Here is a 13,350-nt window from a genome sequence, read left to right on the forward strand (position 1 = left end):
GGTGTCGGGGCCGGACGGCACACTGATGCGCGTGCCGCGCACGAGGCGGACGAAGCAGCACCGACGAGGAGAACACTGTGTGGCCCACGCACTGGCCGACGATCGCGCGGGAGATCGCGCATGCCACCGAGACTGCGCTGAACGCGGCCCGGGCCGACGACGAACCGGCGTTCGCCGATGCGGTGAGCGCTCTCGTCGAGTTGCCGTACGAGCAGGTCACCGCGGTGCACTCGGGCATGATGCGCGAACTGCTCGAGGAACTGCATCCGGACGGTCTGGCCGGTGAGGACGTTCAGGCCGTGTTCGAACGTTGTGCCCGCGGTTCCGTGCAGGCGACGCCCGACGCGCTGGTGGCGGTGCTGACCGGGACGCTCGGGGTGACCGATCCGGACGCGCCGAAGGCCAGGCCCGAGCAGTACCTCACCGCGGGGATCGTGGTCCTCGCCGACCTGCTCGCGACCCGCAAGGTCGAGCCGGGACAGTACATCCGCCGGGCGGTCGGGGAGATCGAACGGGAGCAGACCGTCGAGATGCCCTGACGGTCTCCGTCGTCACGGGCGGGTCTGTTGCTCGACGTTGAACACGACCCGGCGCAACAGGTCGGTGAGGGTGTCGAGTTCGTCGTCGGAGAGCCCGTCGAGCATGCGCATCTCGCGGGTGACCCGGCGCGGGTATTCGGTTTCGACGACGCGCCGCCCGGCGTCGGTGAGCTCGAGCAGCACGACGCGGCCGTCGCGTTCGAGCCGTTTGCGTTCGACCAGTCCGAGCCCGACGAGCCGGTCGGTGTGTTTGGTGGTGGAGGCCCCCGAGATCCCGGTGACGGAGGTGACCTCGCTGGCGCGCAGCGGGTGCGGGCTGCGCGCCAGTGCACACAGCACCTCGAATTCCGTTCGGGTGACACCACTTCCGATCAGTTCGTGATCGAGATGGTTCAGTGCCAGCGAGCTGATCCGGATGATGCGGCCGATGATGTCGATGGGCCGGGTGTTCAGGTCCGGATACACCTCGGACCACGCGCGTCTCACTCGATCGACGAAGTCGTCCGGGGGTGTGGGTGCGTCGGGCATGTATCCAGTGTAGCGATCCGTTTCACAACCGATTCATAGTTATTTCATCTGTGAAGTATTAGACTGGCCCGGTGCTTCCTTCGACCGTCGACCCGACCTACAGCCGTCTGCGTCACACCGGCGGCGCACTCGCGCACTCGTTGTCCGCCGACGCCTGGCGTCGATCGCTCGACGTGCGGAGTGCCGACGCGGTCGTCGCCCCGGCGGTGCGCGTCGGGTTGGCGATTCTCGTCGTCCTGATCGGCGGTGGTCTGCTCGGTCAGACGCACCTCGCGGGATTCGCGGCGCTCGGAGCCCTGTCCTCGGCGTTCGGGCGCCACGAACCGTATCGGCGGCTCGCCGCCAAGTCCGGATGCGCCGGAGCCGCGGTCGCCGCCTATGTGGCGCTCGGCGCCGCCGTCGGCGCTGCGGGAATTCTGATGTGGGCGGAGATCGCGCTGCTCGCCGTCGCCGCCGGGGTTGCGTTCTGGCTGCTCGCGGCGTTCCGCATCATCGGCCCGGGCGCGGTCATCCTCATCTTCGCCGCGGCCGGAGCCGCCGGATTCGCCGACACCGCCGCGGACATCGGCGTGGCCGTGGCCGCCGCCGCGACCGGCGCCGTGATCGGCTGGGTGATCGTCATGGCACCGGCGCTGTACCACCCGCACGGTCCCGCCCGCGTCGCCGTCGCCCGCGCGCTCGCCGCGGTGTCCGTGCTGGAGAACTCCGGCGAGTCCGCGGTAGCGCCGGCACGCGCGGCGATCGCGAAAGCGCGTGAGGTCGTCGCCCTCGGGCCCCGTCACCCGCACACCCATGAACTGCTTGCGCTGCTGGACGCCGCCGAAGCGGTCGTCGACGGTGGTTCGCACGACACGGTCCGTGCACGCCGCGACGACTTCGCGCGATTCGAATCCGAGCTGCGAAAGGTGCGCCGCGACATCGAGATCCCACGCGTCGATGCGGCCGACGCCGCACCGCCCGACCGGCCCGAAGGTTTCCTGCGGACCGGCGTCCGGGATCTGCACGACCGCGCGATCGTGATCGGTGCCGGGCGGGTGATGCTCGCGTCGTTGCTCGCAGGCTGGATCGCGCTGGCCGCAGGACTGCAGCATCCGCTGTGGGCGACGATGGGCGCGATGGCCGCCCTGCAGGGCGCCAACTACCGGCAGACCGTGCAGCGCGGGATCCAGCGACTGCTCGGGAACGTCGCAGGTGCCCTGTTGGCCGCGATCCTGATCGCCGCCGCGCTCGGATACTGGCCGCTCGTCGTCGTGATCGTCGCGCTGCAGACGGTGGCGGAACTGTACGCAACCCGGAACTACGCGCTCACGTCGATCGCGGTCACCGCAATGGCGTTGCTGGTGATCGGCCTCGGCGAGCCGATCGGACCGGACATCGCGCTCAGCCGCATCGGGGACACACTCATCGGCGTCGTCGTCGGTGTGGTGGTCGCCGCGCTCACCATCGCGCGCGGCGACCACCACCATCTGCCCGCCCGGTCCTGACTACCGGGCCGAGGACCGGCCCTTCGGGATGTCGCGGAACGCGATGTTCGGATCGTGGGTGCGCTCGCGGGGCATGCCCAGCACGCGTTCGCTGATGGTGTTCCGAGCCATCTCGGTGGTGCCGCCGGCGATGCACCAGACCTGCTGCATCAGATAGTCGTGTCCGACCTCCGCGACAGCGCCTTCGTCGTCGTCCCACGCGGCACCGCCGGCATCGGTGAACTCGTACATGATCGTGGTGAGCCGGGTCGCGACGGTCCCGGCCATCAACCGGACGATCCCGGCCGCCTGGTCGGAGATCTTGCCGGTCGCGATGCCCCGGCCGATCCGCCGCTGCAGCGCCTCCTTCGCCAGTTCCAGGGTGTGGGCCTCGCCGACGAGGTCGCGGGCGATCGGGTCGTCCAGGCGGCCGGCGTCGCGGGCGACCGAGACGAGTTCCGAAATCCGCGACCCGCCGCGGGAACTGCCCGGCGGCCGGGTGGCGAACTGCGAAGTCGACTGCATCCGCTCGTGGAACATCCAGCGCGTGCCGACGCTCCAGCCGTCGTCGACCTCGCCGACGCGGTCGCTGTCCGGCACCCGCACGTCGGTCAGGTATTCCTGGCAGAATTCCTTCGAACCACTGAGCATTTCGATGCGGTGAACCTCGATGCCCTCGCGTTTCAGCGGCAACATGAAGACGGTGAGACCGCGGTGCTTGGGAACGTCCCAGTTGGTGCGGGCCAGGCACAGGGCCCAGTCCGACCACCAGGCTCCGGTGGTCCAGATCTTCGATCCGTTGAGAATCCAGTCCTCGCCGTCGCGCACGGCCGTGGTCACGGCACTCGCGACATCCGAACCGCCGCTCGGCTCGGACAGGAACTGCATCCAGATCTCCTCGCCCTTGAGAATGGCGGGAATGTGACGCCGCTTCTGCTCCTCGGTGCCGCATTCGAGAAGCACTGCGGCACAAGGAACGAACGTCGGTGACTGCAGCCGGGCCGGATATTCGAATCCGGCCAGTTCCTCGTCGAGTACTCGCTGATGCGCGCGGGTCAGCCCCTGACCGCCGTACTCCCGGGGGAAGCAGATCCCGGCGAGCCCGGCGTCGAAGAGCATGCGCTGCAGCTCGCGTTCGCGGGCGACCGCGGCGAGTTCCTCCTCGTCCGTGCCCTCGGCGCGCAGGACGCCGATGTGGGCTTTGGGATCGGCGGGGCGCAGGTTCGCGCGGATCCAGGTGCGGGCGCGATCGCGGAATTCGTCGAGGGTCTCGGTGTTCTCGGGTGACGGAGTCACTGTGTTCTCGGGTGACGGAGTCACTGCGTTGTCGGGGGACGGAGTCACTGCGTTGTCGGGTGACGGAGTCACTGTGCGGCCTCCTGCTGCAGAGCGATGTCGGCGACGAGCTGTCGGTGTTCGGCGGGGCTACCGTGACTCGACCGGTTCGCGGCGGCCCGCCGCATGAACAGGTGCAGGTCGTGTTCGTAGGTGACACCGATTCCGCCGTGCAACTGCACGCAGTCCTGGATCATCAGACCACCGTATTCACCGATGTATGCCTTTGCGGCACTGGTCGATTCCGCGGCATCGGGTGCTCCTGCCGCGACCGCGGCGGCGGCGTCGTCGGCCAGGGCGTGGAACGCCTCGAGCCACGTCTTCATGTCCGCGAACCGGTGTTTGAGCGCCTGGTACGAGGCGAGCGACCGGCCGAACGAGTAACGGTCGAAGGCCCATTCGACGGTCAGATCGAACACCGATTGGAGGGCGCCGACCGATTCGGCGCAACCGATCACGATCGCGAGCCGTCGCAGGTGCTCGACGTCGGACGCCGCACCGCCCGCGGATCCGACCAGTGCCGTGACCGGCAGGCGCACCTCGTCGAACTCGACGGCCGCGTAGCGGCGGGTCACGTCGATCGAACGCAGGGGAGTGACCCGGACACCCGGGGTACCGGCCGGGACGAGGACCTGGGACAGGCCGTCGCCGGTGCGGCCGGCTACCAGCAGGAAGTCTGCGGTGGGTGCGGCTTCGACGGGACGTTTCGTCCCGCGCACGACGACCTCGTCGCCCTCGACCCGGATCTCGACCGGAGTCGCGCCGGCACGGCTTCCGGGTCGCGGTTCGTCGACGCACCACGCGGCGGTCGACGTTCCGGCGATCAGTGCGGCGAGCGGTTTGTCGTGCGCGTCCGTGTAGTGGGTGCTCAGCGCCGCGGCCACCAGATTGCTCGGGGTCAGTGGGCCGGGGGCGGCCTGCCGGCCGAATTCGTGGGCGACGAAGGTGAGGTCGACCAGGCCCGCGCCGCTGAGCGAGCCGCCGCCGTGTTCCTCGGCGACGAGCAGGCTCGTCCAGCCCAGTTCGGCTCCGCGGCGCCAGTAGCCGGAGTCGAAACCGGCCGGGTCGTCACGGAGGCGGCGCAGTTCCGCCGGTGGCGCCTGGTCCTGAAGGAACCGGGCGGTGGTGTCTCGAAAGAACTCCTGGTCGGGAGTCGGTTCCCACAACATGTGTCTTCGTCCCCTGCTGTCGCGTGCCGGTACGAACATCGTGCTCTCGCAGTAGAGAACAATACTTGCAAGTATTGAAAATGGCACTCTTGATGCGGTGGTCGCGAGCTGATAGGGCGCCGCCGGCGGGGGATACGATCGCCGGGTGCGCGTACGCCGGATCGTCGACCTGAGCCGCCTGGTCTCCGCGGACACCCAGGTCTATCCGGGCGATCCCGCGCCGACCCTCACCCCGCACGCCACCCTCGGCGAGGACGGCTACAACCTGCTGCGTATCGACATGGGGTCACAGACCGGCACCCACGTCGACGCCCCGCGGCACATGCGCGCGGCCGGGGAACCCGTCGACCGCCTCGCCCCGGAACTGTTCGTCGGGCGCGGTGTCGTCGTCGACGTGCGCGGCCTGGCCGCGCGTGCCGCCATCACCGCGGACCTGCTCGGCGACGTACCGTGCGGACCCGGCGACATCGTGCTCCTGCACACCGGCTGGGACGCGCACTACGGCACCGATGAGTACTTCGCCCACCCCTACCTGGCGGCCGACGCGTGCCGGGCACTCCTCGGCCGGGGCGTGCGCACGATCGGCATCGACGCACCGAGCCTCGATGCCACCGGCGCGAGCGAGTTCCCTGCGCACTGGCTCATCGCCGATGCCGGCGGCGTCATCTGCGAGAACCTGTGCGGACTCGAACGCATCGACTTCCCTGACCCGCTGATCAGCATCCTGCCGATCCGCTTGCGTGACGGCGACGGTGCCCCGGTCCGGGCGGTCGCAATGGAGGTGGCCTAGCGCCCGGTGTGCCCTATTGGCGGCCCTGACCGCCACAAAGGCACACGGCTCACAGCAGTTGCGTCAGCACGATCCGCGCGGCCCCGTACGCCGCTGTTCCGGCCGTGACCAGCCCGAACACCAGAATCCACACGGCAGCCGGGATGTGCGTGAGCCACCGCAGTTGATCGGCGTCCGAACCCCCGCCGCCCCCACGCCGATGGGTGCGGGCCAACTCGACGACCGGGCGGGTCGCGCCGAACAGCAACACCCACGTCAGCAGATAGGCCGCCGTGTAGCGGATGACCGGATTCCCGTAGTAGGCCGCCGTCCCGATGGCTGCGCCCACGGCGAGAACCGACAGGAAACCGAACAGATTGCGGATCAGCAGGATCAGCAACGCCAGCGCGGCCAGCACCGACCACAGCACGGCGGCCGGACGATCGAGCGTCAGCAGCGTCGCCGCGAGGAAGCCGAGCGCGGCCGGGCCGACGTAGCCCGCGAACGCGGTCGCGATCATGCCCGGACCCCGTGGATTGCCCGACGAGACGGTCACCCCGGAGGTGTCGCTGTGCAGCCGGATCCCGGACAGCCGTCTCCCGACCAGGCGGGCCACGAGCGCGTGCGAGCCTTCGTGGGCCTGGGTGATCAGGTGTCGCGTCGCGAGCCACAACGGCCGCACGGTGACCAGCACGAGTGCGATCACGGCGGTCGTGACGATCAGGGCGGGCGGGGCCGGCTCGCTGACCGCGGACACCGCGTCCCACGCGGATCCCAGTGCGTCCGGGATCGAGGCGAGGGTCGAGGACACGGGGCACCTTCCGTCGGAGAACTGAACGAGTCATCGTACGGCGGGCCCTGCCACGCGACCGCCGCCGGGGACCGGCAGATCGACCGCCGCCGGGGACCGGCAAATCGACCGCCGCCGGGGACCGGCAAATCGACCGCCGCCGGGGACCGGCAAATCGACCGCCGCCGGGGACGCGTGGCGAATCGGCGACCCCGATAGATTGGATCGCGTGTCCGACCGTCGCTCCGCCCAGATCCGCGCCGGTATCGCCGACTCCTGGGCCGTCGGTCTCGGGCTGATCCCGCTGGGTCTGGCGTTCGGGGTCGTGCTGACCCAGGGTGGTTTCGACTGGTGGTGGGCGCCGATCTTCTCCACCGTCATCTACGCCGGGTCGATGGAGTTCCTCGCGGTCGGGCTGATCGGCGCGGTCACCCCGTTCGCGTCGCTCGCGGTGGCGACGCTGCTGATCAACTTCCGGCACGTGTTCTACGGCCTGAGCTTCCCGCTGCGGGTGATCCGCAGCCGCGCCGGGCGGATCTACAGCGTGTACGCCCTCACCGACGAGTCGTACGCGATCGTCGCCCCGAAACCCCGCGACGAGCTGACCGGTGCCCGCGTCCTCAGCGTGCAGGTGCTCTGTCAGGTGGTGTGGGTGGCCTCGGGCACGGTCGGCGCGCTGATCGGAGCGGCCCTTCCTGCGGGCCTGTCGGGACTGGAGTTCGCGCTCACCGCGCTGTGCGCGGTGCTCGCGATCGACGCATTCCGCATCAATCGCGACCTGCCCGCGCCCGCGATTGCGCTGGTCTGCGGTCTGGTGGCGCTGGTGATCGCCAAGGACGTCATGCTTCCCGTCGCGCTCGGGTTGTTCGTGCTGGCGCTGCTCGTCCGATTCGTCTACCGCAATCGGGTGTCCCATGCCTGACTCGGTGCCCGGCGCCGGCTACGTGCTGGCGTCGCTGTTCGTGATGTTCGCGGTCACCGTCGGCCTGCGCGCGGCGCCGTTCGCGGCGCTCGCGTTCCTGCGTGATTCGGCGGTGGTCAAGTTCCTCGGCGCGACGATGCCGGCCGGAGTGATGTTGATCCTGGTGATGTACACGCTGCGGGACACCGGTGCGACGACGTGGCTGCCCGCGGTGATCGGGCTCGGCGTGACCGTCGCGGTCCATCTGTGGCGGCACAGTCCGGCGCTGAGCACCGTGGCCGGCACCGTCGCCTATGTGGCGGCAGGCGCGCTCTGGAGCTGAGCGGTCTCCTCGGCGGGCGTGGCGGAGGTGTCGGCTCCGCGGCGCGACCGGGCGGCGATCACGGCGGCGACCAGCAGCGCGATCCCGGTCAGGCACTGGGCGTTGCCCAGCAACTCGAGGACGGCCTGCTCGACCCAGCCGTGCGACGACGCGTCGATGAGCAGGTAGTTCGGTCCGACGAGGAACACGAGCGCGGCGGGCAGCAGGACCGGCCACCAGCGGCGGTACTGCGGCGCGATCGGGATCGCGACGAGCAGCACGCTGTACGCCCAGTGGTGGGTGACGGCGATGGGGGCGGCGAGCAGCGTCGCGAGCGCGATCACCCCGAGCGCGATCACCGGCTCGTCCGACCGCAGGAAACGATTGGCAGCCCACGCGGCCGCGGCGACGATGACGAGGGCTCCGGCCAGCCACAGGCCCTTGGTGACCGTCTCGGAGAAGTCGAACCGGGCGATCAGGCCCGTCAGCGCCTGATTCCGGAAGAATTCCTGGTCGCCGGCACGATCGGTCGCCCACGCCTCGTGGGTCCAGAAATAGACCGACGACTCGGGCCGCAGCCAGTAGCCGAACGCGGCGAGCGCGATGAACCCACCGGCCGCGCGGGCCACCGACGGGAGGTCTCGGCGCAGCAACAGCAGCAGGCCGAACGCCGCAGGCGTGATCTTGATGGCCGCGGCGATCGCGATACCGACCCCGCGGAATCGGCGGGGGATGACACCGAGGCAGTCGGCGACGACCAGCGCCATGAGCACGATGTTGATCTGGCCGAATGCGAAGTTCGACCGGATCGGCTCGAGGCACAGTGTCAGTCCGAGCGCGGCAGTGGCGAGCAGGGGCGCGCGGTCGACGTTCATGCGTTCGAACGCGACCTTCAGCACCCACCAGACCAGCGCGATCAGGCCCAGCGTCCACAGGAACTGCATGGTGGTGCTGCCCACGAGCGGCAACACCGCGAACAGGGCCGCCGCGAACGGCGGATAGATGAACCGGAAACCCGAGCTGGTGTGGAAGCCCTCCGTGTACAGCGGAGTGTGGCGCAGGAACGCTTCACCGGCATCGCGGAACACGTCCAGGTCCATCAGGTACTCGGTGAGCGAATCCTGCAGGTACCTCGTCACGACGATCGCCGAGAGGATCAGGCCCAGCGCGACGAGTGCCGACTGCACGGGCCGTATTCGGATTTCGGACGACAGCACGAGCGTGCACCCCCTGGGTTCGAGACGGCATGAGACCGGTACGGCATGTGAACTCGAGCCACGTTACACAATCGTTGTCATTGCGACGTGGCAGCAAGATTACCGTCGACTGCTCCGTTGCGTTGCCGTCATCGACTGCGGGTGGCGAGTTCCCCGTGCAGCAACCGGGTTCGATCGACGTCGTCCAGCGAGGTCACCACCAGGTCGGCGTGCGCCGCCACCAGGGCGTCCGCGTCGCCGGACCGGGCGACGCCGAGCGCCGCCATGTCGCCGGCTTTCGCGGCCAGAATTCCGCTGACCGCGTCCTCGACGACGAAACACGATTCGGGCAAAACACCCAATTCGCCTGCGGCGGTGAGGAATATCTCCGGATCCGGCTTGCCGCGGGCGAAGTCCCGGCCGGACAGATTCGCGTCGAAGACATCGAGAAGGGTGAAGCCGGCCGCCGCGTCCGGGACACCCTCGAACTCGGCCAGCGAGATGCCGCGCAGGAACCGGTCGGCGTTCTTCGACGACGACGCCGCGGCGACGGGGATACCCGCGGCGCGCACGGCCAGGACGAACCGCACCGCGTCCGGATACGCCTCGAACGCGCGCTCGTCGATCAGGCGCACCAGCAGCTGCTGCTTGCGTTCCGCGTAGGTCGCGGTGCGTTCGGCGGCGTCCGGGACACGGAAGTACTCGAGCGCGGCGCGCGCGCCGCTCAGGCGCGGCTTCCCCGACAACACCCGCTGATAGACCTGCGGGGTGAAGGCCTCCGGCGACCACGTGGTCGCGTCCCGGATGCCGGACCATTCACCGACCATCAGTTCGTGCAGGGCTCGGCGCCATGCCGCTTCGTGGGGGGAGTCGACGAGGACTCCGTCCACGTCGAAGATCGCGCCGGCGAAACCGGTGCGTTGTGACGGCGGAGGCGTCGCCGCTGGGGTCACGACCGCGCCCTGCGCGGTTGCCGGGTGCTCGACGACCGTTGCGCGGGAAGGGTGAACACACAGCTGTCGCCGGGACCGAGTTCGTGCTCCTGTCCGTTGAGGGCCACCCGGATCGGGACGTGGAAGCCTACGGACTGCGCGAGCACGGTCAGTTCTCCCCTCGAGATGCGTACCCGCAACGGTGTGCCGCGGAACCGGATCGAGAAGGATACTCCGTCGAGCCGGTCGACGAGCCGCGGCCGGAACACGAGGACACCGTCCTCGACGCGGGTCCCGACATAGGTGCGTTGCAGCACGTCGAGCGTGCCGGACATCACCCCCATGTGGATACCTTCCTTGGTGGTGCCGCCCTGGAGGTCGCTGACGTCGCTCTCGAGCGCCAGCATGAAACGAGTCCAGGAGCCGGGTGGGTCGAGGTCGGCGAGCACGGACGCGAACGTCACGTGGCTGAGTGTCGAACCGTGCGAGGTTCTTTCGTCGTAGTACTCGATGGTGCGGTCGACGAGATCCCGGTCGAACGGGTAGCCGAGCCGTTCGAAGACCGGTTGGAGTTCCTCGTAGTCGAAGAGGTAGAACAGCATGACGGTGTCCGCCTGCTTCGCCATCTTGAACCGATTGGGATCTTCGCCCTCGGCGCGCAGGATCCGATCGAGGCGTCCGATGTCGGGATAGGCGGCGCGGTACTCCTCCCAGTCGAGTTCCTCCAGTTCGTCGTATCCCTCGAACTGGCTGATCACTCCCATGTGGAACGGCACGAACATCTTGCGGCTCATGTCGTCCCACAGCTTCAGTTCCTCATCGGTCACGGCGAGCCGGGCCAGCAGCGCGTTCCGCCGGATCGTGGACAGCGCCTCGAGGACGGACGGGACCGTCGCCATCACCCACGCCACCATGACGTTCGTGTACGCGTTGTTGCGGAGCCCCGGTTCCGTCGAACCGGGGTAGCGTTCGTGGAACTCGTCCGGCCCCATCACACCGTGGATCTCGTACCGTTCCCGTTCGGGGTTCCAGTGCGCGATCGACGCCCAGAAGCGGGCGATCTCGAGCATGAGTTCGGCGCCGTAGTCGGCGAGGAACTCGGCGTCGTCGGTGACCTGATGGAAGCGCCACACGTTGTAGAAGATCGCCGCGTTGATGTGCCGCTGATTGCGACTGCGATCCGGATCCCACTGTCCCGACAGGGGGTTGAGATGCACTTCCTGGGTTTCCTCGGTGCCGTCGCTGCCGCTCTGCCACGGGAACATCGCACCCCGGAATCCGGCATCCTGTGCGGCCCAACGCGCTTCGGTGAGACGGCGATACCGGTACAGGATCAGGCTCCGTGTCACCTCCGGCATCCGGAGATTGAGGAACGGGTAGACGTACATCTCGTCCCAGAAGACGTGGCCCCGGTACGCTTCACCGTTCAATCCGCGGGCCGGGACCCCGGCGTCGTGCCGTGCGGTGTGCCGCGAGCAGACCTGCAGCAGGTGCGCCACGTGCAGGCCCAGCAGGAGATGCGCGCGGGGCTCGCTGGGCAACTGGACATCGCAGATGTCCCACAGTTCGTCCCATGCCGCCCAGTGCTCGGCGTACGCGGCGGCGAAATCCGGATACCGCAGCACGTGCCGGCCGGCCGCGGCCAGTGGTTCGGTGATGGCGTTGTCCCGAGAGGTGAACAGCGACACCATCTTCTCCACCCGCACCGGCTTCCGGCGCTCGACGTCGAAACTGAGCACCTGCTGGATGTAGTCCTCCATCTGGTAGAGGTCGCGTTCGACTTCGCACGGTTCCGCGCTGTCTCCCCGGAAGACACGGGTGCGCGCCGCCTCGGCCACGTAGATGTCGGACTGCCGCGTCTGCACCCGCAGAGCGATGGTCTCGTCGCTGAACGTGCGCGGTGAGACGGGATCCAGGTGCCGGCCCTCGAGCTGCCGGTAGCGGGCGACGACGCGGTTGGTGACGCGACCGTCGAGGGCCGAGACCACTTCCACTCGCCCCGACCAGTTCTCGGGTGTGACGATCCATTCGATCGCGGCCTGGTGGCTGTCGGCCATGCTGACGAACCGGCGGCTCCGCAGCGTCGTCTCCCGCCCGCAGTGATCCCGGAAGGTCATCTCCCGCATCACGGTCGCCGAGCGGATGTCGTAGGTGTGGCGGTATCCCAGCAGGTCGATGTTGTCGAGCCGGATCGCGTCCTCACCTTCGATACGAAGTTTGAGAACCAGCCAGTTCGACACGTTGACGAGATCCTCGTTGAGGACCGGTCGCCCTCCCATGATCGTGGTCTCGCGGTTGTAGATGCCGTGAACGTATGTTCCGGGATAGTGGACGGGACCCATGTCCTCCCACTCGGCGGTGCCGCGCGCGCAGAAGTAGCCGTTGCCCGTGGAGGTCAGGGCCTCACGCAAACCCTCTGCGGCGCTGTCGAAACGATCGTAGTCCAGTCCGAAATCCGGAGATTGCACGGTGTTTCACCTCCCGAGTCACGCGACCTACCGGTGTGTCAGGTCAGGGCTGCCAGGAATCGTTCCACGTCGTCGACGGACGTCAGCGCGTAGCGGGCCGCCGTGGTTCGATTCGCCACTTCCGGGTCGTCGGGGTCGCCGACGAGAATGCCGATCCCACGCTCGCGCAACGCCTGGAATGCGTACTCGTCGGTGATGTCATCGCCGAGGTAGATCGGCACGATGTCGTCGCCGGCGAGACCGAGCACGTCGATGAGATAGAGCACCGCCTTGCCCTTGTTCCAGTCGACGTTGGGGCCGAGTTCGTACACCATCTTCCCGGGCGTGAGCTTCAATTTGCCGGAGTAGGCGTCCATCACGGTCTGCACCGTTGCCGAGATGCGATCTCGGTCGGCGGGGTCGACCTGGCGATAGTGCACGGCAACCGAAGCGCGTTTGGGTTCGACGTGGGCACCGGGGACGTCGCGCGTGTCGTCGCGGAGCCGCGCGGTCACCTCCGAGACGAGGTCGGTGTACTGCTCGACGTACGTGTCGGAGAGCGCGCCCTGTGTCGGTGTCCAGATGTCGAAACCGTGACTGCCTGCGATCGTGAGGTCGTCGATGCCCATCAACTGCTGGGCGACGGTGCGGTCGCGGCCGGTGACGACGCACACCGGGACGCGGGTGGCGAGGTCGCGGACGACGGTGCGCATGTGCTCCGACATCACCGCGTCCTCGGGTCGCTCCACGATCGGGCTGAGCACGCCGTCGTAGTCGAGGAACACTGCCGGGCGGCGTCCGGCCAGCCGACCGGCGAGCTCGGGATTCCCGAGCGCCGGGGGGACGTCGCGCACGGTCGCGTCCTGCATTTCTGAGCACCTCCACCGGGTCCTGTCGCGGTGACCCGGCCTTCATCGTCGCACGGATCCGCGGGGCAGCGCCGTGACTCCCGGCAGCGA

13 protein-coding genes are annotated in these 13,350 nt (G+C 68.7%); 5 read left to right on the forward strand and 8 right to left on the reverse strand.

Annotated elements, in window-relative coordinates; all coding sequences use genetic code 11:
- The first annotated feature begins 77 nt into the window (after window positions 1-77).
- Window positions 78-539 carry a hypothetical protein gene (locus ACWDUD_RS06515; RefSeq protein WP_450108752.1) on the forward strand — a complete coding sequence of 154 codons (462 nt, stop codon included), beginning with the start codon at window positions 78-80 and terminating at the stop codon, window positions 537-539.
- Window positions 540-551: 12 nt separating this feature from the next.
- Here ACWDUD_RS06515 and ACWDUD_RS06520 read toward each other — a convergent pair whose 3' ends face one another.
- Window positions 552-1,067 carry a MarR family winged helix-turn-helix transcriptional regulator gene (locus tag ACWDUD_RS06520; RefSeq protein WP_197251106.1) on the reverse strand — a complete coding sequence of 172 codons (516 nt, stop codon included), beginning with the start codon at window positions 1,065-1,067 and terminating at the stop codon, window positions 552-554.
- A 71-nt stretch (window positions 1,068-1,138) separates the two neighbouring features.
- Between ACWDUD_RS06520 and ACWDUD_RS06525 the strand changes: the two genes are divergently transcribed.
- Window positions 1,139-2,551: an FUSC family protein gene (locus tag ACWDUD_RS06525; protein WP_450108753.1), complete on the forward strand. Its 1,413-nt coding sequence runs from the start codon at window positions 1,139-1,141 to the stop codon at window positions 2,549-2,551.
- On the opposite strand, the gene ACWDUD_RS06530 is transcribed toward ACWDUD_RS06525, so the two are convergent.
- Window positions 2,552-3,826, reverse strand: a complete 1,275-nt coding sequence (locus tag ACWDUD_RS06530) for an acyl-CoA dehydrogenase family protein (RefSeq protein WP_450108754.1) — start codon at window positions 3,824-3,826, stop codon at window positions 2,552-2,554.
- Between the two features lie 68 nt (window positions 3,827-3,894).
- Window positions 3,895-5,034 carry an acyl-CoA dehydrogenase family protein gene (locus ACWDUD_RS06535; protein WP_450108755.1) on the reverse strand — a complete coding sequence of 380 codons (1,140 nt, stop codon included), beginning with the start codon at window positions 5,032-5,034 and terminating at the stop codon, window positions 3,895-3,897.
- A gap of 145 nt (window positions 5,035-5,179) precedes the next feature.
- Between ACWDUD_RS06535 and ACWDUD_RS06540 the strand changes: the two genes are divergently transcribed.
- Window positions 5,180-5,824 carry a cyclase family protein gene (locus ACWDUD_RS06540; protein WP_450108756.1) on the forward strand — a complete coding sequence of 215 codons (645 nt, stop codon included), beginning with the start codon at window positions 5,180-5,182 and terminating at the stop codon, window positions 5,822-5,824.
- Between the two features lie 49 nt (window positions 5,825-5,873).
- On the opposite strand, the gene ACWDUD_RS06545 is transcribed toward ACWDUD_RS06540, so the two are convergent.
- On the reverse strand, window positions 5,874-6,614 hold the full coding sequence (locus ACWDUD_RS06545) for a M50 family metallopeptidase (RefSeq protein ID WP_450108757.1): 741 nt from the start codon (window positions 6,612-6,614) through the stop codon (window positions 5,874-5,876).
- Window positions 6,615-6,822: 208 nt separating this feature from the next.
- Here ACWDUD_RS06545 and ACWDUD_RS06550 point away from each other — a divergent pair, with 208 nt between their 5' ends.
- Entirely contained in the window at window positions 6,823-7,515 is a 693-nt protein-coding gene (locus ACWDUD_RS06550) for an AzlC family ABC transporter permease (RefSeq protein ID WP_450108758.1), read from the forward strand.
- Window positions 7,508-7,837, forward strand: a complete 330-nt coding sequence (locus ACWDUD_RS06555; protein ID WP_450108759.1) for a branched-chain amino acid transporter permease — start codon at window positions 7,508-7,510, stop codon at window positions 7,835-7,837. Before ACWDUD_RS06550 ends, ACWDUD_RS06555 begins: the two co-directional genes overlap by 8 nt.
- Here ACWDUD_RS06555 and ACWDUD_RS06560 read toward each other — a convergent pair.
- The 4 genes from ACWDUD_RS06560 to otsB all read right to left on the reverse strand — a co-directional run bounded on the left by ACWDUD_RS06560 (window position 7,807) and on the right by otsB (window position 13,260).
- A complete protein-coding gene (locus tag ACWDUD_RS06560; protein WP_450108760.1) occupies window positions 7,807-9,033 on the reverse strand; it encodes a glycosyltransferase family 87 protein in 1,227 nt (408 codons plus the stop codon). The genes ACWDUD_RS06555 and ACWDUD_RS06560 overlap by 31 nt on opposite strands.
- A 128-nt stretch (window positions 9,034-9,161) precedes the next feature.
- Window positions 9,162-9,965 carry an HAD family hydrolase gene (locus tag ACWDUD_RS06565; protein WP_450108761.1) on the reverse strand — a complete coding sequence of 268 codons (804 nt, stop codon included), beginning with the start codon at window positions 9,963-9,965 and terminating at the stop codon, window positions 9,162-9,164.
- Window positions 9,962-12,412: a glycoside hydrolase family 65 protein gene (locus tag ACWDUD_RS06570; protein ID WP_450108762.1), complete on the reverse strand. Its 2,451-nt coding sequence runs from the start codon at window positions 12,410-12,412 to the stop codon at window positions 9,962-9,964. Before ACWDUD_RS06570 ends, ACWDUD_RS06565 begins: the two co-directional genes overlap by 4 nt.
- Before the next feature lie 38 nt (window positions 12,413-12,450).
- Window positions 12,451-13,260, reverse strand: coding sequence for a trehalose-phosphatase (gene otsB, locus ACWDUD_RS06575; protein WP_450108763.1), 810 nt, complete (start codon window positions 13,258-13,260; stop codon window positions 12,451-12,453).
- Window positions 13,261-13,350: the final 90 nt, after the last annotated feature.

Source organism: Rhodococcus sp. NPDC003382 (assembly GCF_053589135.1).

Excerpts from the sequence above, each read along its gene's own strand:
- ACWDUD_RS06535 (WP_450108755.1), bottom strand. The coding sequence starts at position 5,034 with ATGTTGTGGGAACCGACTCCCGACCAGGAGTTCTTTCGAGACACCACC.
- ACWDUD_RS06555 (WP_450108759.1), top strand. The coding sequence starts at position 7,508 with ATGCCTGACTCGGTGCCCGGCGCCGGCTACGTGCTGGCGTCGCTGTTC.
- otsB (WP_450108763.1), bottom strand. The coding sequence starts at position 13,260 with ATGCAGGACGCGACCGTGCGCGACGTCCCCCCGGCGCTCGGGAATCCC.
- ACWDUD_RS06520 (WP_197251106.1), bottom strand. The coding sequence starts at position 1,067 with ATGCCCGACGCACCCACACCCCCGGACGACTTCGTCGATCGAGTGAGA.